Genomic DNA, 23,752 nt, shown 5'->3' on the forward strand with positions numbered 1-23,752 from the left:
CTGGGGCGCGAAGCGCCCCTAAAGCCAGGCAGCTCGGTGTGTCAGATGGATAGCGTTAACTGTCTTGGGGCTGCTGCGCAGCCCAGCGGGGATAAATCCCCTCGCCACAGGTGTAATGGAAATCTGGATGCCGACACCTCAAATCCTGCCACAACGTTTAAACTGCGCCTTTGCGACGTTATTTGTCGCATTGCCGTAAACCCGCGAAAAACGTGGGTTGGCGCTATAAGAAGTTGTCGCTTGGCGGCAAGGCCGGGCTGAAAACTGTCCTTACAATCCTTACCAAGCCCGCCAGTTCCAGGCGGGTGTTCCTCATCAGGAGACTCCGATGTCCGTTGAGCAAGCCGCGGTACAACGCGCCGATTTCGACCAGGTTATGGTTCCCAACTATGCACCTGCTGCCTTCATTCCTGTGCGTGGTGCCGGTTCCCGCGTGTGGGACCAGTCCGGTCGCGAGTTGATCGACTTTGCTGGCGGTATCGCAGTCAACGTACTGGGCCATGCCCACCCGGCGCTGGTCGGTGCACTGACCGAACAGGCCAACAAGCTGTGGCACGTGTCCAACGTCTTCACCAATGAACCGGCCCTGCGCCTGGCTCACAAGCTGGTCAACGCAACCTTCGCCGAGCGTGCGTTCTTCTGCAACTCCGGCGCCGAAGCCAACGAGGCCGCCTTCAAGCTGGCCCGTCGCGTCGCATTCGATCGTTTTGGCAGCGAAAAATACGAGATCATCGCCGCGCTCAACAGTTTCCACGGCCGTACCCTGTTTACCGTCAACGTCGGCGGGCAGTCGAAGTACTCCGACGGTTTCGGGCCTAAAATTACCGGCATCACCCACGTTCCTTATAACGATCTGGCGGCTTTGAAAGCCGCCATTTCCGACAAGACCTGCGCGGTGGTGCTGGAACCGATCCAGGGCGAGGGCGGTGTGCTGCCGGCCGAGCAGGCCTACCTGCAAGGCGCCCGCGACCTGTGCGATGCCCACGACGCGCTGTTGGTATTCGACGAAGTGCAGACCGGCATGGGCCGCAGCGGCCACCTGTTCGCCTACATGCATTACGGCGTGGTCCCGGACATCCTCACCAGCGCCAAGAGCCTGGGCGGTGGTTTCCCGATCGCGGCGATGCTCACCACCGAAGCGCTGGCCAAGCACCTGGTCGTTGGTACCCACGGCACCACCTACGGCGGCAACCCGCTGGCCTGTGCGGTGGCCGAAGCGGTAATCGACGTGGTCAATACCCCAGAAGTGCTCGGTGGCGTCAAGACCAAGCACCACAAGTTCAAGGCGCGCCTGGAGCAGATCGGCGAAAAATACGGCCTGTTCACTCAGGTGCGTGGCTTGGGCCTGCTGATCGGTTGCGTGCTGAACGACGCTTGGAAAGGCAAGGCCAAGGACATCTTCAACGCCGCCGAACAGGAAGGCCTGATGATCCTGCAAGCCGGCCCGGACGTGATTCGCTTCGCCCCGAGCCTGGTGGTGGAAGACGCCGACATCGACGAAGGCCTGGATCGCTTCGAGCGGGCTGCGGCGAAGTTGACCCAAGCCTGAGGCTGAGTGGGACCCCTTGTGGGGGCGGGGTTGCTCGCGAAGAGGCTGTCACATTCAGCGCAAATGTTGCCTGACAAACCGCCTTCGCGAGCAAGCGCGCTCCCACATTGAACATTTTTTTCTCTGTGTCGACCCAATGGTCGAACCGTTTATTTCAAGTTAAGGAGTGACACCATGCTGGTGATGCGCCCCGCGCAAATGGCTGACCTGGGTGAGGTACAGCGCCTGGCTGCGGACAGTCCGATCGGTGTCACTTCCTTGCCGGATGACGTGGAACGCCTGAGCGACAAGATCGCCGCAAGCGAAGCCTCGTTTGCCGCCGAAGTCAGCTTCAACGGTGAAGAGAGCTATTTCTTCGTCCTTGAAGACACCGCGACCGGCAAGTTGGCCGGCTGTTCGGCCATTGTCGCTTCGGCCGGTTACTCCGAACCGTTCTACAGCTTTCGCAACGAGACCTTCGTTCACGCCTCCCGTGAGTTGAAGATCCACAACAAGATCCACGTTCTCTCCCAGTGCCACGACCTGACCGGCAACAGTCTGCTGACGAGTTTCTACGTCGTGCCGGAACTGGTCGGATCGCCTTGGGCCGAACTCAACTCCCGTGGGCGCCTGCTGTTTGTCGCCAGCCACCCGGAGCGCTTCGCCGATTCGGTGGTGACCGAGATCGTCGGCTATAGCGATGAGAATGGCGACTCGCCGTTCTGGGACGCCATCGGTCGCAACTTCTTCGACCTCAACTACGCCGCCGCCGAGCGCTTGTGCGGGTTGAAAAGCCGGACCTTCCTCGCCGAGCTGATGCCGCATTACCCGATCTACGTGCCGCTGCTGCCGGATGCCGCCCAGGAAGCCATGGGCCAGGTCCACCCGCGTGCGCAGATCACCTTCGACATCCTGATGCGCGAGGGCTTCGAGACTGATCACTACATCGACATCTTCGACGGTGGCCCGACCCTGCATGCCCGTGTCTCGGGCATCCGCTCGATCGCCCAGAGCCGCGTGGTGCCGGTCAAGATTGGTGAACCGGTCAAGGGTGCCGGCCGCCAATACCTGGTGGCCAATGCCCAATTGCAGGATTACCGCGCCGTGCTGCTTGAGCTCGATTACGCACCAGGCAAGCCAGTGACGCTGGACATGGAAGCGGCCGAAGCCTTGGGCGTCGGCGAGGGCGCCAGCGTGCGCCTGGTAGCCGTATAACGCTTTACAGCTGAGTTTCGCGGGTGGCGTGAGCGGCCCGTCTGAGGAGATAGCATGATCGTTCGTCCCGTACGCAGCAGCGATTTACCCGCCCTGATCGCCCTGGCCCGCAGCACCGGTACCGGCTTGACCACCTTGCCAGCCAATGAAGAACGCCTGGCCCATCGGGTCGGTTGGGCCGAGAAGACCTTTCGCGGTGAAGCCGGGCGAGGCGATGCGGACTATCTGTTCGTGCTCGAGGACGACGACGGTCGCGTGGTGGGCATTTCCGCCATCGCCGGCGCCGTGGGCCTGCGTGAGCCTTGGTATAACTTCCGGGTCGGCCTGACGGTCAGCGCGTCCCAGGAACTGAACATCTACCGGGAAATCCCGACGTTGTTCCTGGCCAATGACCTGACGGGCAATTCCGAGCTGTGCTCGTTGTTCCTCCACGCCGACTACCGCAGTGGTCTCAACGGTCGGATGCTGGCCAAGGCGCGATTGCTGTTCATCGCCGAATTCCCGCAGCTGTTTGGCAACAAGATCATCGCCGAGATGCGCGGCATGTCCGACGACAACGGGCGTTCGCCATTCTGGGAAAGCCTGGGCCGGCATTTCTTCAAGATGGAATTCAGCCAGGCCGATTACCTGACCGGCGTCGGTAACAAAGCGTTCATCGCCGAGCTGATGCCCAAGTTCCCGCTGTACACCTGTTTCTTGTCCGAAGATGCCCGGGCCGTGATTGGCCAGGTTCATCCCGATACCGAACCGGCATTGTCGATGCTCAAGAGCGAAGGTTTCAGCTATCAGGGTTACGTCGACATCTTCGACGCCGGCCCGGCGGTGGAATGCGAAACCGGCAAGATCCGCGCGATTCGCGACAGCCAGGCGCTGGTGCTGGCCATCGGTACGCCGGGCGATGACGCCACGCCGTTCCTCATTCATAACCGCAAGCGCGAAGATTGCCGCATCACCGCTGCACCGGCCCGCTTTGCCGCAGGCACCTTGGTGGTCGATCCGCTGACCGCCAAACGTCTTCAACTCAACGCTGGCGACCAGGTGCGTGCCGTGGCGTTGTCCGCTGCCCGGGAGTCGAAATAATGAAATCGTTGTACATTGCTGGAAGTTGGCTGGAAGGCCAGGGCGACGTCTTTGAGTCGTTGAACCCGGTGACCCAGCAAGTGCTGTGGTCTGGAAAAGGCGCGACCGCGGCCCAGGTGGAGTCCGCCGTGCAGGCGGCGCGCCAGGCGTTTCCGGACTGGGCGCGACGCCCGCTGGATGAGCGCATCCAGGTGCTGGAAGCCTTCGCCGGCACCCTGAAGACGCACGCTGACGAATTGGCCCGTTGCATCGGTGAGGAAACGGGCAAGCCCCTGTGGGAAGCGGCTACCGAAGTCACCAGCATGATCAACAAGGTCGCGATCTCGGTGCAGAGCTACCGCGAGCGTACCGGCGAGAAAAGCGGCCCCCTGGGCGACGCGACTGCGGTCCTGCGCCACAAGCCCCACGGCGTGGTGGCGGTGTTCGGACCCTACAACTTCCCTGGCCATTTGCCCAACGGGCACATTGTGCCGGCGCTGCTGGCGGGCAACTGCGTGTTGTTCAAGCCCAGCGAGCTGACGCCGAAAGTCGCCGAGCTGACGGTCAAGTGCTGGGTCGAAGCCGGCCTGCCGGCGGGCGTGCTGAACCTGCTGCAAGGCGCGCGGGAAACCGGCATTGCCCTGGCGGCGGAGCCGGGGATCGACGGCTTGTTCTTCACCGGCTCCAGCCGCACCGGCAATCTCTTGCACCAACAGTTTTCCGGCCGTCCGGACAAGATCCTCGCGCTGGAAATGGGCGGCAACAATCCGCTGGTGGTGGATGAGGTGGCGGACGTCGATGCGGCGGTGTACACCATCATCCAGTCCGCCTTCATTTCCGCCGGCCAGCGCTGCACCTGCGCACGCCGCCTGCTGGTGCCGGACGGCCCCTGGGGCGATGCCCTGCTGGCGCGCCTGGTGCAAGTCAGTTCGACCCTGGACGTAGGGGCTTTCGACCAACAACCGGCGCCATTCATGGGTTCGGTGGTTTCCCTGGCCGCCGCGAAGGCCTTGATGGATGCGCAGAACCATTTGTTGGGCAAGGGCGCGGTGCCACTGTTGGCCATGACCCAGCCACAGCCCCAGGCTGCGTTGTTGACGCCAGGTATCCTCGACGTCACCGCCGTGGCCGAGCGTCCCGACGAGGAGCTGTTCGGACCGTTGCTGCAGGTCATCCGCTACAAGGATTTCGCAGGCGCGATCGCCGAAGCCAACAACACTCAATATGGCTTGGCCGCCGGGTTGTTGTCGGACTCCCAGGAGCGCTATGAGCAGTTCTGGCTGCAAAGCCGCGCCGGTATCGTCAACTGGAACAAGCAACTGACCGGCGCCGCCAGCAGCGCCCCGTTCGGCGGTGTCGGCGCGTCGGGCAACCATCGCGCCAGCGCTTATTACGCGGCCGATTATTGCGCGTATCCGGTGGCTTCCCTGGAAACACCAAGCCTGGTGATGCCGGCTGCCCTGACCCCCGGCGTGAAAATGGCGTAGCCCTTTTCGCGAGCAGGCTCGCTCCCACAGGGATTTGCAAAGTCCTTGTGGGAGCGAGCCTGCTCCGGGCGGCGATCCGACGATGGCCGCGCTTACAGCCGATATTGATGCCTATAAAAAACAGATTCTCGTGGAGCCTCGCTGATGAAATCCTATGAAGTCAACTTTGACGGTCTAGTGGGGCCGACCCATAACTACGGCGGGCTCTCCTACGGCAACGTCGCCTCCCAGAGCAACAGCCAGCAGTCTTCCAACCCCAAGGAAGCAGCGCTGCAGGGCCTGGCGAAAATGAAGGCGCTGATGGACATGGGCTTCCAGCAAGGTGTGCTGGCGCCGCAGGAGCGCCCCGACGTGGCGGCCCTGCGCCGGCTGGGCTTTGCCGGCAGCGACGCGCAGGTCATCCAGCGGGCCGCGAAAGAAGCGATGCCGTTGCTGGTTGCCAGTTGTTCGGCCTCGAGCATGTGGGTGGCCAACGCCGCCACGGTCAGCCCGAGCGCCGACACCGCCGATGGCCGCGTGCATTTCACTGCAGCCAACCTGAACTGCAAATACCACCGCAGCATCGAGCATCCGACCACCAGTCGCGTGTTGGGGGCGATGTTCGCGAACCAGCAACACTTCGCCCACCACGCCGCATTGCCGGCCGTGGCGCAGTTCGGCGACGAAGGCGCGGCCAACCACACCCGTTTCTGCCGCGCGTATGGCGAGGCCGGTGTCGAATTCTTCGTCTTCGGTCGCAGTGCTTTCGACAACCGTTATCCGGCGCCGCAAAAATACCCGGCGCGCCAGACCCTCGAAGCCTCCCAGGCGGTTGCCCGCCTGCACGGCCTGCGGGAGGAGGGCGTGGTCTACGCGCAACAGAACCCGTCGGTGATCGATCAGGGCGTGTTCCACAACGACGTGATCGCGGTGGGCAATGGCGAAGTGCTGTTCTACCACGAGGACGCGTTCCTCGAGACTGACAAAGTGTTGGCCGAGCTGAGCGGCAAACTCGCCAAGGTCGGTGGGAAATTTCAATCGGTGTGCGTACCGCGTTCGGCGGTCACCGTCGATGACGCAGTACGTTCCTACCTGTTCAATAGCCAGTTGCTGTCACGTCCTGACGGCTCGATGCTGTTGATCGTGCCGGAAGAATGCCGTAGCAACGAACGCGTCTGGCAGTACCTGCAAGGCCTGACGGGCGCTGGCGGGGTGATCCGTGAAGTGAAGGTCTTCGATCTCAAGCAAAGCATGCAGAACGGCGGCGGCCCGGCTTGCCTGCGGTTGCGCGTGGCGCTGAACGAAACCGAACTGGCGGCCGTCAACCCAGGGGTTATCATGACCGCGCCGCTGTACGATTCGCTGACCCAATGGGTCGAGAACCACTACCGCGACCGCATGACCGAAAACGACCTGGCGGACCCGCAATTACTGCTCGAATGCCGGTCGGCCCTGGATGAGCTGACACAAATCCTTAAACTTGGCTCGGTCTATCCTTTCCAGATCAATTGAAAGCGCGCGCGACCTGACTACAGTCAAAGCAGGGCGCGTTGCCTTATCCCCAGACGAGAATGTAAAAACATGAGCGATACCCTGCAGCTGATCCTTGAAGACACCGACGGCACGCAACTGGAAACCTCCTGCACCCGCGTCGCGGTGATGTGGCAGGGCAAGGAGTTGTGGATCCAGCAAGATGGCCGCGGTCAGCTGCTGATCGGCGTCGACGTCGAGGAAGGGGACGAGGAATACGCCAACCTGCTGTTGCGTCCGTTGGCCACCAACCTGGTCAGCCTGCAACTGGAAATGGAGCCGGCGGAGCTTGGCGATGACGACCACGTCCATGGCCCGGATTGCGGCCACGACCATTAAGGAAACCGCATTATGCTCGCCCTCGGCAAACTGCTTGAACTGACCCTCGCCGGCCGTGAACCGGCGGAGAAGACTCAACTGACTGTCGAAGGCGTACGGATGCGCTGGTTGAGCGAGGGCGCGCTGGAGGTCAAGCCGCCCGAAGCCCGGGATAATGGCCTGGACCTGCTGCTGTCGGCCGGTATCCACGGCAACGAAACCGCGCCGATCGAATTGCTCGACCGCCTGTTGCATGACATCGCCCGTGGCGACCTGAAGCCCCGTGCACGCATTCTTTTCCTGTTTGGCAATCCCGAGGCCATTCGTCGCGGCGAGCGCTTCGTCGAACAGGACGTCAACCGCTTGTTCAATGGTCGCCATGAGCTGAGCGGCGGCCCCGAGGCGTTGCGCGCCTGTGAACTGGAACGGCTGGCGGCGAGTTTCTTCAGCGTGCCGGACCGCAGCCGCTTGCACTACGACCTGCACACCGCCATTCGTGGCTCGAAGATCGAGCAGTTCGCCTTGTACCCGTGGAAGGAAGGCCGCCAGCATTCGCGCCGAGAACTGGCGCGCCTGCGTGCGGCGGGCATGGAGGCGGTGTTGTTGCAGAACAAACCGTCCATCGTGTTCAGCGCCTATACCTACGACCAGCTTGGCGCCGAGTCCTTCACCCTGGAACTGGGCAAGGCCCGGCCATTTGGCCAGAACGACGGCGTCAATGTCGGCTTGTTGGAAACCCGTCTGCACCAGATCATCGAAGGCAACGAGCCGGAGACGGAAGGCAGCCTGGACGGTCTGCAACTGTTCAGCGTGGCGCGGGAAATCATCAAGCACAGCGACAGCTTCCGCCTGAACCTGCCGGCAGATATCGAGAACTTCTCCGAGCTTGAAAAAGGTTATGTGCTGGCTGAGGACATCGCCCAGACCCGCTGGGTGATCGAGGAGGAGGGCGCGCGGATCATCTTCCCGAACCCCAGGGTCAAGAATGGCTTGCGGGCTGGCATTTTGATCGTGCCGGCGACGGATGAAAGCCTGGCCTGACGCCCAGATCATTCCAATGTGGGAACGGGCAGCCCGCTCCCACAGGCTTTTTCCAGCTTTTAGACCGCTACCGCCCGCTGTTCACTGCGACGCAATGCCCGGGTCTTGTGCAGCGTATCGGCGCAGGTTTTCGCCGCTTCCTGGCCCTTGTGCACGAAGTGCTCGAAGAAGAACTTCTGATGTTCTTCCCCAGCGTGGAAGTGATGCGGCGTCAGCACGACCGAGAACACCGGTACTTCGGTTTCCAATTGCACCTGCATCAAGCCGCTGATCACCGATTGGGCGACGAATTCGTGGCGGTAGATGCCGCCATCCACCACCAGGCCGGCGGCGACGATACCGGCGTAGCGGCCTGATCTGGCCAGCAGCTTGGCGTGCAGCGGGATTTCGAACGCGCCGCCGACTTCGAAAAAGTCGATGTCACTTTCCTGGTAGCCCTGGCTGAGCATTTCGGCGACGAAGCCTTTACGGCTCTGGTCGACGATTTCCTTGTGCCAGCAGGCTTGGATGAACGCGACGCGCTCGCCCGGATGGGTTTTGGCCTTGCTGTCGATTGCGGTGGGTTGCATGTTCTGGTTCCTGTTTGTGTGAAAAACAGGGCGTCATGAATCGAAGGGGATTCGAGGGTGCGCCGGGCACAAGACAGTCGCAGGCGGCCCTTGGGTGTCAATCCCGTTCTCTCTTCATCCGGACTATGACCGTCGGCCCCGGGATCACACCGGGTCTGCTGACCTTGTCGATACATCCCAAAAACGATGTGCCGCCAAGCGCTCGCGGGCTATGCGCATTGCGCGCAATTACCGCCGGTGGGGAATTGCACCCCGCCCTGAGAACGTTTTGCCGCCACATTTTGTGACGGCGGACGATTTTTAACACATATTCCGATGCAGTGCATGACCAGGAGCCAAGGGCACGCACTGTGGAGAGGGAGCTTGCTCCCGTTGGAATGCGAAGCAGACCCAATCTCTGGCGGCTCCTTCGTAGCCGAGCGGGAGCAAGCTCCCTCGCCACGGAAATTCCTTGGGCCGGGCTTGATTAATTCTGCTCTTACCCGCAGTAATTGCCCTCCGAAAGGGAATTCTCCCACCAGAACCCGAGGCCAGATTCATGAGTGTTATCGATCTTCGCAGCGACACGGTCACCCAACCTTCCGCCGGCATGCTGGATGCCATGGCCAGTGCGCCGACCGGCGACGATGTATATGGCGAAGACCCGACCGTCAATCGCCTCGAAGCTGAACTGGCCGCGCGCCTGGGGTTCGCTGCGGCGCTGTTCGTGCCCACGGGCACCATGAGCAACCTGTTGGGGTTGATGGCCCACTGCGACCGCGGCGATGAATACATCGTCGGCCAACAGGCCCACACCTACAAATACGAAGGCGGCGGTGCGGCGGTGCTCGGCTCGATCCAGCCCCAGCCCCTCGAAGTGCAGGCGGATGGCTCTTTGGACCTGGCGCACGTCGCCGCGGCGATCAAGCCCGATGACTTTCATTTTGCCCGCACCCGCTTGCTGGCCCTGGAAAACACCATGCAGGGCAAGGTGCTGCCGCTGGAGTACCTGGCCCGTGCGCGGCGTTTCACTCAGGAGAATGGCCTGGCCCTGCATCTTGATGGCGCGCGGTTGTACAACGCGGCGGTCAAGCTGAATGTCGATGCCCGGGACATCACCCAGTATTTCGATTCGGTATCGGTGTGCCTGTCCAAGGGCCTCGGCGCTCCGGTGGGCTCGGTCCTGTGCGGCAGCGCCGAATTGATCGGCAAGGCGCGCCGGCTGCGCAAGATGGTCGGTGGGGGCATGCGCCAGGCCGGGATCCTCGCGGCGGCGGGGCTGTATGCGCTGGAGCACAACGTCCAGCGCCTGGCCGATGACCACGCCAATGCCCTGCGGCTCGCCGAGGGCTTGCGGGCTGCGGGCTTCGAGGTCGAGCCGGTGCAGACCAACATGGTCTACGTAGAGATGGGCGAGCGGGCCGGGGCGGTCAAGGCGTTTGCCGATGAGCGGGGCGTCAAGCTCAGTGCGGCGCCACGCTTGCGAATGGTGACGCACATGGACGTGAGCGCGGCGCAAATCGACCAGGTAATCGCCACTTTCGTCGAATTTTCCCGCCAATGACCCGGCAACCGGGCCAATTGACCGTTTCTATCGCATAAACACGCTGTACCCCACGCGCAGGGCCGATATAATGCGGCCCTTTGCCGTTGCTTCGTCTGTTGACGTTTTGCACAGGCCTTTGGCCGCAGCCTCCGTGGAAGAACCTAATGAAAAGCGCAGAAATCCGTGAAGCCTTCCTTCGCTTCTTCGAAGAGCAAGGCCACACCCGAGTAGCCTCCAGCTCTTTGATCCCGGGCAACGACCCGACCCTGCTGTTCACCAACGCGGGGATGAACCAGTTCAAGGACTGCTTCCTGGGCCAGGAAAAACGTGCGTACACCCGTGCGGTGAGCAGCCAGAAATGCGTACGTGCCGGCGGCAAGCACAACGACCTGGAAAACGTCGGCTATACCGCCCGTCACCACACGTTCTTCGAAATGCTGGGCAACTTCAGCTTCGGTGACTATTTCAAGCGCGACGCCATTACCTTCGCCTGGACCTTCCTCACGTCTGACAAGTGGCTGAACCTGCCCAAGGAAAAACTCTGGGTAACGGTCTACGCCACCGACGACGAAGCCTATGACATCTGGACCAAAGAAGTCGGTGTCCCGGCAGAGCGCATGGTGCGCATCGGCGACAACAAAGGCGCGCCTTACGCCTCCGATAACTTCTGGACCATGGGCGACACCGGCCCGTGCGGCCCTTGCACCGAGATCTTCTACGATCACGGCGCCGACATCTGGGGCGGCCCACCCGGCTCGCCGGAAGAAGACGGCGACCGCTACATCGAGATCTGGAACAACGTCTTCATGCAGTTCAACCGCACCGCCGATGGCGTGTTGCATCCGCTGCCAGCGCCGTCGGTCGATACCGGCATGGGCCTGGAGCGGATCAGCGCGGTGCTGCAGCACGTTCATTCCAACTATGAAATCGACCTGTTCCAGAGCCTGCTGAGCGCCTCGGCCAAGGCCATCGGTTGCACCAACGACAACCAGGCTTCGCTGAAAGTGGTCGCCGACCACATCCGTTCCTGCGGCTTCCTGATTGCCGACGGTGTGCTGCCGTCCAACGAAGGTCGCGGCTACGTGCTGCGCCGGATCATTCGTCGCGCCTGCCGTCACGGCAACAAGCTGGGTGCCAAGGGCAGCTTCTTCTACCAGATCGTCGCGGCACTGGTGGCCGAGATGGGCGAGGCGTTCCCTGAACTCAAGTCCCAGCAAGCGCACATCGAACGCGTGCTCAAGGGCGAGGAAGAGCAATTCGCCAAGACCCTGGAGCAAGGCCTGAAGATTCTCGAGCAGGACCTGGCCGAACTCAAGGGCAACGTGGTTCCGGGCGATGTGGTGTTCAAGCTGTACGACACCTACGGTTTCCCGATGGACCTGACCGGCGACATCGCCCGCGAACGCAACCTGACCCTCGACGAGGAAGGTTTCGAGCGCGAGATGGAAGCCCAGCGTGTGCGCGCACGCTCCGCCAGCTCCTTCGGCATGGACTACAACAGCCTGGTCAAGGTCGATGTGGCCACCGAATTCACCGGCTACACCGCGACCACCGGTTCGGCGAAGATCGTCGCGATCTATAAGGACGGACAATCGGTCGACATCCTGAGCGAAGGCCAGGAAGGCGTCATCGTGCTGGACAAGACCCCGTTCTACGCCGAATCCGGCGGTCAGATCGGCGACAGCGGTTACCTGCAGGCAGGCAGCTCGCGTTTCGACGTACGTGACACCACCAAGACCGGCGGCGCGTTCCTGCACCACGGCGTGCTGGCTTCCGGCAGCCTGATGATCGCCGCACCCGTGGCCGCCCATGTCGATGCCGAGGTTCGTCACGCGACGTCCCTGAACCACTCCGCCACGCACTTGCTGCACGCAGCGTTGCGCCAGGTGCTGGGCGAGCATGTCCAGCAAAAAGGTTCGTTGGTGGACAGCCAGCGCCTGCGCTTCGACTTCAGCCATTTTGAAGCCATCAAGCCGGAGCAGATCAAGGCGCTGGAAGACATCGTCAACGCTGAAATCCGCAAGAATTCCCCGGTGGAAACCGAAGAAACCGATATCGAGACCGCCAAGCGCAAGGGCGCGATGGCGTTGTTCGGCGAAAAATATGGCGACAACGTGCGCGTGCTGAGCATGGGCGGTGATTTCTCCGTCGAGCTGTGCGGTGGCATCCACGCCAATCGCACCGGCGACATCGGCCTGCTCAAGATCATCAGCGAAGGCGGCGTGGCCTCCGGCGTACGGCGTATCGAGGCGGTCACTGGCGCAGCGGCGCTGGCGTACCTCAACGCGGCTGAAGAACAACTCAAGGAAGCGGCGAGCCTGATCAAGGGCAGTCGCGACAACCTGATCGACAAGCTGTCGGCTGTGCTGGAGCGCAACCGCTTGCTGGAAAAGCAACTCGAGCAGTTGCAGGCCAAGGCCGCCAGCGCCGCGGGTGATGATCTGTCGGGCCAGGCCGTGGACGTCAAGGGCGTGAAAGTGCTGGCCGCGCGTCTCGACGGCCAGGACGGCAAGGCCTTGTTGGCGCTGGTCGATCAACTGAAAAACAAACTCGGTCGCGCAGTGATCCTGCTCGGCGGTGTCCATGAGGAAAAGGTCGTTCTCGTCGCAGGCGTGACCAAAGACCTGACTGGCCAACTCAAAGCCGGTGATTTGATGAAGCAGGCCGCTGCGGCAGTGGGCGGGAAGGGCGGTGGTCGTCCGGACATGGCGCAAGGCGGCGGTACCGACGCCGGCGCATTGGACGCGGCACTGGCCCAGACCGTTGCATTTGTAGAGCAGGGTATTTAAGACAGCGCTCCGGGTTCGCCGAGGTGGGCCCGGCCGCTGTTGATTGATTATTTGGGCGCCCTTCATGGGCAGAGGCGGCTTTGAAATGGCTTTGATCGTACAGAAATTTGGAGGCACCTCGGTCGGCACCGTCGAGAGAATCGAACAAGTCGCCGACAAGGTTAAGAAATTCCGTGACGCTGGCGACGACCTGGTGGTCGTGCTGTCGGCCATGAGCGGCGAGACCAACCGTCTGATCGATCTGGCCAAGCAAATCAGCGGCGACCAGCAACCGGTCCCCCGTGAGCTGGACGTGATCGTGTCCACCGGCGAGCAGGTGACTATTGCCTTGCTCGCCATGGCGCTGATCAAGCGTGGCGTGCCGGCGGTGTCCTACACCGGCAACCAGGTGCGCATCCTGACGGACAGCGCGCACAATAAAGCGCGTATCCTGCAGATCGACGATCAGAAAATTCGCGGTGACCTGAAGGCCGGTCGCGTCGTGGTTGTCGCCGGTTTCCAAGGTGTGGATGAGCACGGCAACATCACCACCCTGGGTCGTGGCGGTTCCGATACCACGGGTGTTGCGCTGGCGGCAGCCCTCAAGGCTGACGAGTGCCAGATCTACACCGATGTGGACGGCGTCTACACCACCGATCCACGGGTCGTGCCCGTGGCTCAACGCCTGGACAAGATTACCTTCGAAGAGATGCTGGAAATGGCCAGCCTCGGTTCCAAGGTGTTGCAGATCCGTGCGGTTGAATTCGCCGGCAAGTACAACGTTCCGCTGCGCGTCCTGCACAGCTTCAAGGAGGGTCCGGGCACCCTCATTACTATTGATGAAGAGGAATCCATGGAACAGCCGATCATTTCCGGCATCGCTTTCAACCGCGATGAAGCCAAGCTGACCATCCGTGGTGTGCCAGACACCCCCGGCGTGGCCTTCAAGATCCTCGGCCCGATCAGTGCCGCCAACATTGAAGTCGACATGATCGTGCAGAACGTTGCCCACGATAACACCACCGACTTTACCTTCACTGTGCACCGCAACGACTACCAGTCCGCCGAAGCCGTACTGAAGAAGACGGCCGACGAGATCGGTGCCCGGGAAGTGGTCGGCGACACCAAGATCGCCAAGGTCTCGATCGTCGGTGTCGGCATGCGTTCCCACGCAGGCGTGGCCAGCCGCATGTTCGAATCCCTGGCCAAGGAAAGCATCAACATCCAGATGATCTCCACGTCGGAAATCAAGGTTTCCGTGGTGATTGAAGAGAAGTACCTGGAGCTGGCCGTGCGCGCCCTGCACACGGCGTTTGAACTCGACGCTGCGGCCCGACAGGGCGAGTAACGCGTTGTGCCGAGGGCGCGGTTTTCACCGCGCCCTTTGTTTTTCTGAATGGCGTGTCCCAAAACTGTTCTTTTGCGCGCGCTGGTCAATACTAGGCCTGTGGGCTGCGACCGTTTCGGTTGTTGGTTCCATGCCTTTTTTTTGCAGACAGTTGTCCCTTAAGTGAATCGCGTGAGGAGAAAGGTATGCTGATTCTGACCCGTCGGTGTGCAGAAAGCCTGATTATTGGTGATGGCGAAATCACCGTGACCGTGCTCGGCGTCAAAGGAAACCAAGTGCGCATCGGCGTCAACGCCCCGAAAGAGGTCGCTGTGCACCGGGAGGAAATCTACCTGCGTATCAAGAAAGAGAAGGACGACGAACCAAGCCATTAATTTTTATCGATTTTTATGTTTGCAAACGGGGATGAAGGTGGTTAATATACGCCCCGTGTTGCGGAGAGCTGGCCGAGTGGCCGAAGGCGCTCCCCTGCTAAGGGAGTACACCTCAAAAGGGTGTCGGGGGTTCGAATCCCCCGTTCTCCGCCATTATTCGTTTAGTGCGTTAGAATCTGGCTTGATCGGTAAGTGATTGAAATTACTGAAAAAAGCGCTTTACAAAAGGATTTGACGACCTATAATGCGCGGCAACAAATGCACTCGTAGCTCAGCTGGATAGAGTACTCGGCTACGAACCGAGCGGTCACAGGTTCGAATCCTGTCGAGTGCACCATTTAAGAGTTGCTTGCAGTAATGCAAATAACTTGGCTTCAACCAGTTGTGATCTGGTATAAAACCACAACTTGCACTCGTAGCTCAGCTGGATAGAGTACTCGGCTACGAACCGAGCGGTCACAGGTTCGAATCCTGTCGAGTGCACCAAACACCAAAAAGCCTGCGTTCAACGCGGGCTTTTTGCTGTCTGCGATTCAGCTTTTTACGCACCCTCTCTCATCGAATACAACTTCTGCACTGCGACCCCTCTTGGTTTTGTAGGTGTACCGCGTGCTCGAATTCCGAACCTTGATCGTGTCCGGTTTGCCCAGTGCGCTCACGACGTCCCTCTGGCTCATGCCGGCGACGATTCGTTGGTTCAAGATGGCATCGCGGCGTTGGCTGGCGTTGATCAGGTTTCCACAGCTGTCTTCCAGTTGGCCGACAATGGTCGGTTCCTTGCGCCTGGTTTTGTTGCTGAATGTTTTCCGGCCTTCGGCTTCGGGCAGCATCGGCTCGATATGGCTTGGGCTGAATGAGTGGATCTGTTGCAGCGTCAGGGTGTCTCCCTGTTCGCAGCTAAGGGTTGTGAATGTGACGTGTCCTGCGTCGTTTTCGCAGCGATGCACAACATGATCGGCAGCCCAGGGAGACAGGCAGGGCAGGGTGGCGAGTAAAAACAGATAGCGGCATAAGGGCATGCAACCGTCCTCCTTGGCGGTAAATGAAGAAGGTTAGCCGCTGCATTTTTGCCTGATGGTGTGTTTTCTTTTCAGAATAAGTCGTCGTAGAAACAGACATTCAGCCTGTGTTCAGGTTTGTCTCGCAAGCGCTTGTTCTTGCCATGATTTTTTAACGTGTTACGGCGCCAAGCGGTGTATGATTGCGCCCGTCAGCCCCGCCGGGGCTTTGGAATATCTTCATGGACTTACCCAGTAGTTACTCAACAGCTTGTTTTGCCAATCATGAATTAACTGATTGATCCTTCCGGCGTGCTCCACTGCTGGGAGTGGAGTTCGCCTATGACTGAAATAGAAGTAAAAAAAACGCAGGAAAGCCTTCAGGATCGCCTCGCTCAAGTCGTTGAGCTGCTGCATCGCCAGCGGGTCGTGGAAGACCTGACGCATCGCCAGGAAGGTCCGCATTCCGATCGGGTCGAAAACCTGGTCCACCGGCAGAATCTCGTCGAGTTGCAGCGCAAGCTCGACGATCTGCACTCGGCCGACGTCGCCTACATCCTTGAAGCCTTGCCGCTGGAAGAGCGCCTGACGGTCTGGCAATTGGTCCAGGCCGATCGCGACGGCGACATCCTGCTCGAAGTGTCCGACTCGGTTCGTGAGACCCTGATCGCCGACATGGATGATCATGAGCTTCTCGCTGCGGCCAAGGAGATGGACGCCGACGAGCTCGCCGACCTTGCTCCTGAGCTGCCCCGCGACGTTGTCCACGAGCTGATGGAAGCCCTCGATGGCCAGCAGCGCGAGCGTGTGCGCTCTGCACTGTCCTATGACGAGGAGCAGGTCGGTGCGCTGATGGACTTCGAGATGGTGACGATCCGCGAGGACGTCAGCCTTGAAGTGGTCTTGCGTTACCTGCGTCGCCTCAAGGAGTTGCCAGGGCATACCGACAAACTCTTCGTGGTCGATTACGACGGTGTGCTCAAGGGCGTGCTGCCAATCAAGCGCTTGCTGGTCAACGATCCGGAGAAGCAAGTGGCCGAGGTCATGGCCAGCGATCCCGTGAGCTTCCATCCCGACGAAAACGCCTACGATGCGGCCCAGGCGTTCGAACGTTACGACTTGATTTCTGCGCCGGTGGTGGACAAGAACGGCAAACTGATTGGCCGTCTCACCATCGACGAAATGGTTGACCTGATCCGGGAGGAAAGCGAAAGCGAAGTCCTCAGCATGGCGGGTCTGCGCGAAGAAGAAGACATTTTCGCCTCGGTCTGGAAGTCCTTGCGTAACCGCTGGGCCTGGCTGGCGATCAACCTGATCACGGCTTTTGTCGCATCCCGTGTCATCGGCCTGTTCGAAGGTTCAATTGAAAAACTGGTGGCCCTTGCGGCTTTGATGCCCATCGTTGCCGGTATCGGCGGCAACTCCGGCAACCAGACCATTACCATGATTGTCCGCGCGATGGCCCTGGACCAGGTCAGTACGGGCAATACATCGCGGTTGATGCGAAAGGAATTGGCGGTTGCCTTGATCAACGGCGTCGTCTGGGGTGGGGTGATCGGCGTGGTAGCCTATCTGCTTTATGGCAGTTGGTCGCTGGGCGTGGTCATGACCGCTGCGATGACGCTCAATCTGCTATTGGCCGCGTTGATGGGCGTCTTGATCCCCATGACGCTGGCGCGCCTGGGGCGTGACCCGGCGATGGGCGCGAGCGTGATGATCACTGCCATGACGGACAGCGGCGGGTTCTTCATTTTCCTGGGCTTGGCGACGATTTTCCTGCTCTGAATGGCTTATCAAGAAGCCCGCCTGACCGGCGGGCTTTTTTCTGGGGCGGTTTTTCCTGGTCGCCAGATTCCGGACAAAAAAAAGCCAGCGCTAGGCTGGCTTTAATATCTTTGCCTCGATCAGGACGCGTCCGCGGCCATTTCGGCATCATGAGCAATCAGCGAAACGAGGGCGTTCTGCTGGCGATGGGAAAGTTGTCGGAAGCGTTGGAGCAACTCGCGCTCATGCAGCGACAGCTCCGGGCTGTCCAGGCGCATGCTCAACTCTTCACCCAATGCACCTTCCTGAATCAGGCTTTGCTCTAGGCGCGCGATGATTTCGGAGTTCATGCTGCGGTGATGATTACGAGCCACCTCGGCAATGCGTTCCCGCATTCCGTCTGGCAGACGTACGACGAACTTGTCAGCCGTACGGCTGGAATAAATTGCCTGTTTCATTGGGCGCATATTTATTTAACCGGTTAGTTCAGGGGAGCGGTTCTGGGATTGGCCGCAGGATGTCGATAGGACAAGACCCGCAGCCAAATGTTCAACCTGAATTGTTAAGAGGCCCGCATCATGCCTCAAAATTGCCAGATCATTGGCGCCAATTCTGTGACAAATTCTGATCCGGGTAAAGGCGTTATGCCAGTACCCTTCATCAAAAAATGCGGACTGGTTTGAAAAAACACACAGGTTCCGCAGTTGTGACCACTGCATCGTGTCGTTGTGCCATACCGTTGGGCGGATAACCGGTACGCAACAAAACGCCTGCCGTCCTTGTTTTGTACAGGATAGTGGCAAAATGCCGATTTACTAGGCCGGCAGGTCCGGGATGGATGAATGGTGCTGTATTTACGCGGTCTTCCCTCGGCGCGACGCCTGCGTCGTACCATTTGCCTACACTTAAAAGGCAGCGACGACATGACAAACGCGAGAGTGGCCGTTAACATGCTCGCCGTCCAACGCACCGCGTTTCTCGTGGTCGACCCATGTCTCAGTAGCTCAATTGGATAGAGCATCCCCCTCCTAAGGGGAAGGTTGGCAGTTCGAACCTGCCCTGGGACACCATATTTTTAAAGGCTTCCAGCGTGTTCTAGAGTTTTAAGCTCGCGTGGTCTCTAATTTTGGTAACTACTTTGGTTACTACTTCTCGCTTGGCTAAATAGTGAACAATGGCCAGCGATCAGATACCCAAGCCTGCCCATCAGGCGCATCGGTCGTAATCACATAGAGCCGCAGCTGCTCACCCTTGCCGATCACCACACCTTCAATTGCTTGGCCATCGGCTATGTTGAATCAGTGACTCACCTTTACCTCATCTTTCTCCATGAAGCGCACAGCTGGAATGAAGGCGCGAGTCGGCCTGTGCTTTTCCCACTTCCCTTATTGTATTGAGCTTAGCCTCGCCCAACCGCAAGCAGGCCTCTTGCCGGCCCGTTCCCGTCGTCTTCCCCAAGGCATCCAAGCCACCTCATCAGCAGCGGTACCGCCGAGAACGTGAAGGGCAGCCTACGGAATCGGAAATAGATCTGCACATGCTCACCTGTCCGTGTGTACCTGCCTGAAATCTCCACGCCGCCTTACATCGCTGACCCCCTTGGGATTCGAAATAATCCGACTATACTGTTTATATGTACAGTATTCTGGAGCGTCCCGATGAACACCGCATTTTTGACCCCCGGTTGCCGCATAGAGCGCCTCCGCCTGTCACCCGAAAAATTGAAGATAACCGGGTTCCAGAGCCCTGCTGGTGATCACGAGCAGGGGCCTTTGAGTATCGACGAATTCGTTGGCCGTGGTGCCCCCCAGCATAAATGGCTTTGGGTCGCCGACAGTGACGCTTTGGCGGGCCTCGGTATCTACCAGCACGATGTCTTGGTCGTGAATCGCGTCGGAAAAGCTGACCCCGGTCGCTCCGCTATAGGTCATACCAAGACCTGGGTAAAACTCGTCAATTTCGCTTCAAGGAAGTGGCAGAAGACAGGTGGTGTGGTTTACCTGACCGACCCTGTTCGATGTGACAAGCAGCTCAAGATCGCTCCTGTCGAAGAGGTGTGGGGTGGGGATACATTTGATCTCTTTGCTATGCCTGCTCGGTGTAACGCTGGGAGGCTGATGGAGGTCATCGACGCCCTGAATGTACGGTTTGGACGAGGGGCTGTGCGGATCGGCACAACCAGCGAAGGAGGGAGGGAATGGGAGGTGAGGAGGGGGCAACTTTCTTCGGTATCTACAGGCAGTTGGGGTACTTTTTCCTTGCGCTGACTTAGCCAGGACGGAGCCGTTATTTGACGACATCGCTAGCATCGACTGGTACTATGCTGCGGTTTTTTGTAAGTGTTTTTGAGAGGATGTCCGATGCGATCGGTAGAGCTTTTTGCGGGAGCCGGCGGACTGGCAATGGGATGCGAGATAGCTGGTTTCGAACACCTTGCTGTCGTTGAGTGGGACAAATGGGCATGCGATACAGTTCGGGAGAACCGTAAGCGCGGCTATCCGCTCGTTGCCAATTGGACACTGCACGAGGGAGACGTGCGCACCTTCGACTGGGCATCGATTCCAGAAGGAATAGAGCTTCTTGCTGGTGGTCCTCCATGTCAGCCATTTTCTATTGGCGGTAAGCATCAAGCTTATGATGATAGCCGGGACATGTTCCCGGCTACGGTAGATATCATCCGCAGGCTAAAGCCTAAAGCCTTCATCGTCGAGAACGTGAAGGGCCTGACTCGTGCTGCATTTGCAAATTACTACCAATACATTCTCCTGCAACTTGAGTTTCCAGAGCTTCCACACCGCAAGGATGAGCTTTGGGATGATCACTTCAAGCGTCTCCAAGCTGAACATACGAGCGGGAAGAAGAAAGGCAAAGGGCTGACGTATAACGTCGTCCCGACCCTTGTGAACGCGGCTGACTATGGCGTTCCTCAGAAGCGTGAACGGGTTTTCATCGTCGGCTTTCGCGACGATTTGGGTATCGAGTGGTCGTTTCCTAAACCAACTCACAGCCATGAGGCGCTACTGCGCTCGCAGTGGATTACAGGTCGCTACTGGGAGCGACATGGCATGAAGATGCCCCCGGTTCCAGAGAAGCTGGCTGCTCGCATCAAGAAGATGAAAAACAGTATCCTGCCAATGGATACTCAGCCTTGGCGTACTGTGCGGGATGCAATTTGTGATCTACCAGATCCACAAACAAAGGCAGCATTGAAGATATCGAATCACGGGTTCCAAGGCGGTGCTCGTTCATATCCTGGTCACACAGGGAGCCCGCTTGATTTGCCAGCCAAAACGCTGAAAGCAGGAGATCACGGTGTTCCCGGTGGCGAGAACATGCTTGTCAAAGAAAACGGAGATGTTCGGTACTTTACAATTCGTGAGAGCGCTCGGATTCAGACATTCCCAGACGGCTTTAAATTTCACGGCAGTTGGACGGAAACTATGAGACAACTGGGTAATGCCGTGCCTGTGTTGCTGGCTCAGCAAGTGGCATCCAGTGTTGCGGAGAAGCTACTGCTTGCAGAGCTTGATAAAGTTCAAAAAGCCAGCAGCAACAAAAAAGGGAAGAACGTTGCATGACCGTAGTTCCATTTAACCCTCTGGATAAGAAAAATCTCGGCGCGAGTGTTGCGGAAGCACTGCTTACAAAAGAGGTGCATCCGCTGGGGAGTCTGCCCAAATTTGTAGGTGCTGGCGTATACGCCATCTATTACACCGGTGACCTGCCGATCTATGAAAATATGGCGAAGATGAACAGGAACGGATTGTTCTTGTGGCCTATTTACGTCGGAAAAGCTGTTCCCAAAGGATCTAGGCGTGGGATTGAGACAGAAAAGGAAATGGAACCGGCGCTGCTGAAAAGGCTGCGTGAGCACGCTGGCAGCATCAAGAATACACAGCTCAAAATCGAAGATTTTTACTGCCGCTTCTTAGTTGTTGACGATATTTGGATTCCTCTGGGGGAATCCTTAATAATTACTCGCTTCACCCCCGTTTGGAACACTCTGATTGATGGGTTTGGTAACCATACGCCCGGCAGCGGGCGGGAGAAAGGGATGCGACCAAAATGGGATACGCTTCATCCGGGTCGGAAATGGGCTGAAAAGCTGCCGCCTCACAAAGATACGGCTGAAGAAATCGGTAGAGAAGCTGAAGTTTATCTGAGGAATGTCCCTCCGGTGCTCTCGACGCAATTTATCGAAGCCGAAGGTGATTGATCGAAGCCTCCTTAACAGGGGGCTTTTTTTTCAGTTGGAGGGAGCCTCCGCTATCCTCGTTTTCGCCTAACACCTCTACGACGTAAGCGTTGTGGGGAAGTCATCTTCCGAACTCCAGCATTAAGGACGATGGTGTCCGCGTATAGGTAGACACCATCGCCCTAAGCGTTGGTATCAGGAAGGTGTATCGGCCGGATGCTTACTCTACGACTCCAGGAATTCACGGATCTTTAGCGCAAGGGATTCTAAATCTTTGAGCTGACATTCCCAAATGGTCAACACCTGCCAGCCGAGGCCTTGTAGCTGTCCAGCAACGAGACTGTCACGCTTTCGGTTGGCCTCAAGCTTAGGCAGCCAGAAATCTATACGCGACTTGGGTAGTCTTGCTAAGCGGCAATCTATGGCATCGTGCCTATGCCAAAAGCAACCGTGAACAAAAATGATCTTCCGTTTTGACGGAAACACAAGATCCGGTTTTCCCGGCAGGTCTTTCCTATGCAGGCGGTAGCGATAGCCCATACCGAACACAAGCCGCCGCACTAACATTTCAGGCATCGTGTTGGTGGAGCGAACTCTACCCATACGTTCACTGCGCTGGTGTGGGCTTAGGGTATCCATGCTTTATCTTGCACCAGGAAAAGGTTTTTTACTCTCGTTCAAATTCCATCATTTTGTTGGCAAATGCGTTGCGGTCATTGAACTCTTCATACATTTCTTTCGAATCAAATTGTCCAATGCGGATCATCACAGATTCTCGCAGCGACGCACGTTGTTCATCGTCAAAAAACTGGTCTTTGGCAACAAATTCGTTGAGCCGGGTGACTTCTTCTTCGATACGACTTTCGATGACTTGGAGGTCGAGCTTGAGCGTAACTAAGTCCGCTCCCAGGCTTGTTTTGATACGAAGCCGGGTGCGTGTTGCTGCATCGCGCATGCGCTTGATGAGGCGGCGCTGGAGATCGAGCAGAGGCAGTTTAGATTCAAGGTCTCTGATCTGCCGATGACAATGCTCCGTTATTGAGGTGAAGTACTCGTAGCGATCCGCAAGGGCCTTGGGCGGTCTGCCTTTCGGTTTCTCGCCTGCTTCTATCGCTTTAGTATGGCGAAGGAGAAGATCGCGACGTTTGTAGATTGCGATGTGCATTTGCTTATCTAGCACGCCCAGGGTGTCCTTGCCGGCACGCCCAGTTGCATTTTTACCATGCTGCACTTGCAGCTGGGTAAGGTCGGCAGGGGGTTCTCCAGCTTCAGCTTCCATTTCGCGAAGTCTTTTCTGTTCAAGCTCACGCTCGATTTCTAGGCGAGCAAGCTCCAATTCTTTTGGCATTTTTGGTTTGCCAGGTGCTAGACGTCTTTTCTCGTCTGGTAGGGCGTTCCACGTCTCTTCTGTATAGCCAAGCTGACGGAAGAGATTAAGCTTCTGGCGGATCTCTTTCGCCGCAACAGGGTGTTCACCGCGCTCCCACATCGCTGCTTCGCGAGCGAGACTCAAGCGCTGACGGAGGGTGCTTTCGAGAAAGTATTTTTCGACTTCATCCTGGGCATCGACGAGACCTGCGTCTTCGCGCAGCACGCGCTCAAGCTCGTCACAGTTCTCATAGAGCCTTGCGACGAGCCGGCGTTGTTTTTCCAGCGGGCCTAGCGCTGGACGGCCTGCTGATTTTTTCCTTGACGATGGAGCTGTCATGTGAGTTTACCATTGACTTTTAAATAAATATCTGGCATAATAATAACTCAAGAAAGTGACTCGTCAAGGATGGCGTTAGGCGGTTCGCTTGGAGCGTGGACGGTACTGGTGATCTCGCATAATGGATTGAGCCTTCCAGTATTTACGACCTTCAAGGATGAAGGTCGCCAAGTCTTTTGCGAGGTAATGCGTCTTTAGGCTGCGTCCATTGGCTGGTAGCACATCAAGAAATTGCCATTTTGACCGCCAGATCTGCAATGAAGCTTTAGATATGCCGAAAGCCAAGGCTGCCTCTGATGTGGTGAGGAGAGTGGTAGGGTCGATATCGGGAAGAGATACGTCGTTG

General features: G+C 58.5%; 20 protein-coding genes, 4 tRNA genes and 1 riboswitch. Of the genes, 19 read left to right on the forward strand and 5 right to left on the reverse strand.

Annotated elements, in window-relative coordinates; genetic code table 11:
* Positions 1 to 328 precede the first annotated feature (328 nt).
* From VQ575_RS06515 to astE, 7 genes are all read left to right on the forward strand, one after another.
* Positions 329 to 1,549, forward strand: a complete 1,221-nt coding sequence (locus tag VQ575_RS06515; protein WP_039591860.1) for an aspartate aminotransferase family protein — start codon at positions 329 to 331, stop codon at positions 1,547 to 1,549.
* Positions 1,550 to 1,723: 174 nt separating this feature from the next.
* The gene (gene aruF, locus VQ575_RS06520) at positions 1,724 to 2,743 is read left to right on the forward strand and encodes an arginine/ornithine succinyltransferase subunit alpha (protein WP_039591861.1); all 1,020 of its coding nucleotides are present in this window, start codon (positions 1,724 to 1,726) and stop codon (positions 2,741 to 2,743) included.
* Between the two features lie 54 nt (positions 2,744 to 2,797).
* The gene (gene astA / locus VQ575_RS06525; RefSeq protein ID WP_039591862.1) at positions 2,798 to 3,823 is read left to right on the forward strand and encodes an arginine N-succinyltransferase; all 1,026 of its coding nucleotides are present in this window, start codon (positions 2,798 to 2,800) and stop codon (positions 3,821 to 3,823) included.
* Positions 3,820 to 5,289, forward strand: coding sequence for a succinylglutamate-semialdehyde dehydrogenase (gene astD / locus VQ575_RS06530; RefSeq protein ID WP_196304797.1), 1,470 nt, complete (start codon positions 3,820 to 3,822; stop codon positions 5,287 to 5,289). Before astA ends, astD begins: the two co-directional genes overlap by 4 nt.
* Positions 5,290 to 5,433: 144 nt before the next feature.
* Complete coding sequence (gene astB, locus VQ575_RS06535; protein WP_325919305.1) at positions 5,434 to 6,780, forward strand: N-succinylarginine dihydrolase; 1,347 nt, start codon at positions 5,434 to 5,436, stop codon at positions 6,778 to 6,780.
* A 69-nt stretch (positions 6,781 to 6,849) separates the two neighbouring features.
* A complete protein-coding gene (locus VQ575_RS06540; RefSeq protein WP_039591865.1) occupies positions 6,850 to 7,137 on the forward strand; it encodes a hypothetical protein in 288 nt (95 codons plus the stop codon).
* Between the two features lie 12 nt (positions 7,138 to 7,149).
* The gene (astE, locus tag VQ575_RS06545) at positions 7,150 to 8,157 is read left to right on the forward strand and encodes a succinylglutamate desuccinylase (protein WP_325919307.1); all 1,008 of its coding nucleotides are present in this window, start codon (positions 7,150 to 7,152) and stop codon (positions 8,155 to 8,157) included.
* Between the two features lie 59 nt (positions 8,158 to 8,216).
* Here the strand turns inward: astE and VQ575_RS06550 are convergent, their stop codons facing one another.
* Entirely contained in the window at positions 8,217 to 8,726 is a 510-nt protein-coding gene (locus VQ575_RS06550) for a 6,7-dimethyl-8-ribityllumazine synthase (RefSeq protein ID WP_039591867.1), read from the reverse strand.
* A 101-nt stretch (positions 8,727 to 8,827) separates the two neighbouring features.
* A riboswitch (FMN riboswitch) is annotated at positions 8,828 to 8,995 on the reverse strand.
* 269 nt (positions 8,996 to 9,264) lie between these two features.
* Between VQ575_RS06550 and ltaE the strand changes: the two genes are divergently transcribed.
* The 7 genes from ltaE (at position 9,265) to VQ575_RS06585 (ending at position 15,227) form a co-directional block, all read left to right on the forward strand.
* Positions 9,265 to 10,269 (forward strand): low-specificity L-threonine aldolase, encoded by a 1,005-nt coding sequence (ltaE, locus tag VQ575_RS06555; protein ID WP_325919309.1) that lies wholly within the window; start codon positions 9,265 to 9,267, stop codon positions 10,267 to 10,269.
* Between the two features lie 146 nt (positions 10,270 to 10,415).
* Positions 10,416 to 13,040 carry an alanine--tRNA ligase gene (alaS, locus tag VQ575_RS06560; RefSeq protein ID WP_325919310.1) on the forward strand — a complete coding sequence of 875 codons (2,625 nt, stop codon included), beginning with the start codon at positions 10,416 to 10,418 and terminating at the stop codon, positions 13,038 to 13,040.
* 85 nt (positions 13,041 to 13,125) lie between these two features.
* Positions 13,126 to 14,367, forward strand: a complete 1,242-nt coding sequence (locus VQ575_RS06565; protein WP_039591870.1) for an aspartate kinase — start codon at positions 13,126 to 13,128, stop codon at positions 14,365 to 14,367.
* 185 nt (positions 14,368 to 14,552) lie between these two features.
* Positions 14,553 to 14,741, forward strand: coding sequence for a carbon storage regulator CsrA (csrA, locus tag VQ575_RS06570; RefSeq protein ID WP_003178872.1), 189 nt, complete (start codon positions 14,553 to 14,555; stop codon positions 14,739 to 14,741).
* Between the two features lie 62 nt (positions 14,742 to 14,803).
* Positions 14,804 to 14,894: transfer RNA gene (locus tag VQ575_RS06575), tRNA-Ser, on the forward strand.
* A 107-nt stretch (positions 14,895 to 15,001) separates the two neighbouring features.
* Positions 15,002 to 15,078 (forward strand) — tRNA-Arg (locus VQ575_RS06580).
* Positions 15,079 to 15,150: 72 nt separating this feature from the next.
* Positions 15,151 to 15,227: transfer RNA gene (locus VQ575_RS06585), tRNA-Arg, on the forward strand.
* A gap of 47 nt (positions 15,228 to 15,274) precedes the next feature.
* On the opposite strand, the gene VQ575_RS06590 is transcribed toward VQ575_RS06585, so the two are convergent.
* Positions 15,275 to 15,760 (reverse strand): cell envelope protein SmpA, encoded by a 486-nt coding sequence (locus VQ575_RS06590; RefSeq protein WP_080942570.1) that lies wholly within the window; start codon positions 15,758 to 15,760, stop codon positions 15,275 to 15,277.
* A gap of 321 nt (positions 15,761 to 16,081) precedes the next feature.
* Here VQ575_RS06590 and mgtE point away from each other — a divergent pair, with 321 nt between their 5' ends.
* A complete protein-coding gene (gene mgtE, locus VQ575_RS06595; RefSeq protein WP_045156698.1) occupies positions 16,082 to 17,524 on the forward strand; it encodes a magnesium transporter in 1,443 nt (480 codons plus the stop codon).
* Positions 17,525 to 17,643: 119 nt separating this feature from the next.
* Here the strand turns inward: mgtE and VQ575_RS06600 are convergent, their stop codons facing one another.
* Entirely contained in the window at positions 17,644 to 17,970 is a 327-nt protein-coding gene (locus VQ575_RS06600) for an Arc family DNA-binding protein (RefSeq protein WP_010226671.1), read from the reverse strand.
* A 526-nt stretch (positions 17,971 to 18,496) separates the two neighbouring features.
* Between VQ575_RS06600 and VQ575_RS06605 the strand changes: the two genes are divergently transcribed.
* The 4 genes from VQ575_RS06605 to VQ575_RS06620 all read left to right on the forward strand — a co-directional run bounded on the left by VQ575_RS06605 (position 18,497) and on the right by VQ575_RS06620 (position 21,719).
* Positions 18,497 to 18,573, forward strand: a tRNA-Arg gene (locus VQ575_RS06605).
* Positions 18,574 to 19,161: 588 nt separating this feature from the next.
* Complete coding sequence (locus VQ575_RS06610) at positions 19,162 to 19,770, forward strand: DUF4113 domain-containing protein (RefSeq protein ID WP_325919311.1); 609 nt, start codon at positions 19,162 to 19,164, stop codon at positions 19,768 to 19,770.
* A gap of 93 nt (positions 19,771 to 19,863) precedes the next feature.
* Complete coding sequence (locus VQ575_RS06615) at positions 19,864 to 21,081, forward strand: DNA cytosine methyltransferase (RefSeq protein ID WP_223416375.1); 1,218 nt, start codon at positions 19,864 to 19,866, stop codon at positions 21,079 to 21,081.
* Entirely contained in the window at positions 21,078 to 21,719 is a 642-nt protein-coding gene (locus VQ575_RS06620) for an Eco29kI family restriction endonuclease (protein WP_223416374.1), read from the forward strand. The genes VQ575_RS06615 and VQ575_RS06620 overlap by 4 nt, the downstream gene beginning before the upstream one ends.
* Before the next feature lie 204 nt (positions 21,720 to 21,923).
* On the opposite strand, the gene VQ575_RS06625 is transcribed toward VQ575_RS06620, so the two are convergent.
* Positions 21,924 to 22,337 (reverse strand): very short patch repair endonuclease, encoded by a 414-nt coding sequence (locus VQ575_RS06625; protein WP_325919313.1) that lies wholly within the window; start codon positions 22,335 to 22,337, stop codon positions 21,924 to 21,926.
* A gap of 28 nt (positions 22,338 to 22,365) precedes the next feature.
* Entirely contained in the window at positions 22,366 to 23,406 is a 1,041-nt protein-coding gene (locus VQ575_RS06630; RefSeq protein WP_325919315.1) for a hypothetical protein, read from the reverse strand.
* Between the last annotated feature and the right edge of the window lie 346 nt (positions 23,407 to 23,752).

The organism is Pseudomonas frederiksbergensis (genome assembly GCF_035751725.1).
GTDB lineage: Bacteria > Pseudomonadota > Gammaproteobacteria > Pseudomonadales > Pseudomonadaceae > Aquipseudomonas > Aquipseudomonas frederiksbergensis_A.

What these genes read in the sequence shown, in the direction of transcription:
- VQ575_RS06515 (WP_039591860.1), top strand. Translation starts at nt 329, where the DNA reads ATGTCCGTTGAGCAAGCCGCGGTACAACGCGCCGATTTCGACCAGGTT.
- aruF (WP_039591861.1), top strand. Translation starts at nt 1,724, where the DNA reads ATGCTGGTGATGCGCCCCGCGCAAATGGCTGACCTGGGTGAGGTACAG.
- astA (WP_039591862.1), top strand. Translation starts at nt 2,798, where the DNA reads ATGATCGTTCGTCCCGTACGCAGCAGCGATTTACCCGCCCTGATCGCC.
- astB (WP_325919305.1), top strand. Translation starts at nt 5,434, where the DNA reads ATGAAATCCTATGAAGTCAACTTTGACGGTCTAGTGGGGCCGACCCAT.
- VQ575_RS06540 (WP_039591865.1), top strand. Translation starts at nt 6,850, where the DNA reads ATGAGCGATACCCTGCAGCTGATCCTTGAAGACACCGACGGCACGCAA.
- astE (WP_325919307.1), top strand. Translation starts at nt 7,150, where the DNA reads ATGCTCGCCCTCGGCAAACTGCTTGAACTGACCCTCGCCGGCCGTGAA.
- VQ575_RS06550 (WP_039591867.1), bottom strand. Translation starts at nt 8,726, where the DNA reads ATGCAACCCACCGCAATCGACAGCAAGGCCAAAACCCATCCGGGCGAG.
- ltaE (WP_325919309.1), top strand. Translation starts at nt 9,265, where the DNA reads ATGAGTGTTATCGATCTTCGCAGCGACACGGTCACCCAACCTTCCGCC.
- alaS (WP_325919310.1), top strand. Translation starts at nt 10,416, where the DNA reads ATGAAAAGCGCAGAAATCCGTGAAGCCTTCCTTCGCTTCTTCGAAGAG.
- VQ575_RS06565 (WP_039591870.1), top strand. Translation starts at nt 13,126, where the DNA reads ATGGCTTTGATCGTACAGAAATTTGGAGGCACCTCGGTCGGCACCGTC.
- csrA (WP_003178872.1), top strand. Translation starts at nt 14,553, where the DNA reads ATGCTGATTCTGACCCGTCGGTGTGCAGAAAGCCTGATTATTGGTGAT.
- VQ575_RS06590 (WP_080942570.1), bottom strand. Translation starts at nt 15,760, where the DNA reads ATGCCCTTATGCCGCTATCTGTTTTTACTCGCCACCCTGCCCTGCCTG.
- mgtE (WP_045156698.1), top strand. Translation starts at nt 16,082, where the DNA reads ATGACTGAAATAGAAGTAAAAAAAACGCAGGAAAGCCTTCAGGATCGC.
- VQ575_RS06600 (WP_010226671.1), bottom strand. Translation starts at nt 17,970, where the DNA reads ATGCGCCCAATGAAACAGGCAATTTATTCCAGCCGTACGGCTGACAAG.
- VQ575_RS06610 (WP_325919311.1), top strand. Translation starts at nt 19,162, where the DNA reads ATGAACACCGCATTTTTGACCCCCGGTTGCCGCATAGAGCGCCTCCGC.
- VQ575_RS06615 (WP_223416375.1), top strand. Translation starts at nt 19,864, where the DNA reads ATGCGATCGGTAGAGCTTTTTGCGGGAGCCGGCGGACTGGCAATGGGA.
- VQ575_RS06620 (WP_223416374.1), top strand. Translation starts at nt 21,078, where the DNA reads ATGACCGTAGTTCCATTTAACCCTCTGGATAAGAAAAATCTCGGCGCG.
- VQ575_RS06625 (WP_325919313.1), bottom strand. Translation starts at nt 22,337, where the DNA reads ATGGATACCCTAAGCCCACACCAGCGCAGTGAACGTATGGGTAGAGTT.
- VQ575_RS06630 (WP_325919315.1), bottom strand. Translation starts at nt 23,406, where the DNA reads ATGACAGCTCCATCGTCAAGGAAAAAATCAGCAGGCCGTCCAGCGCTA.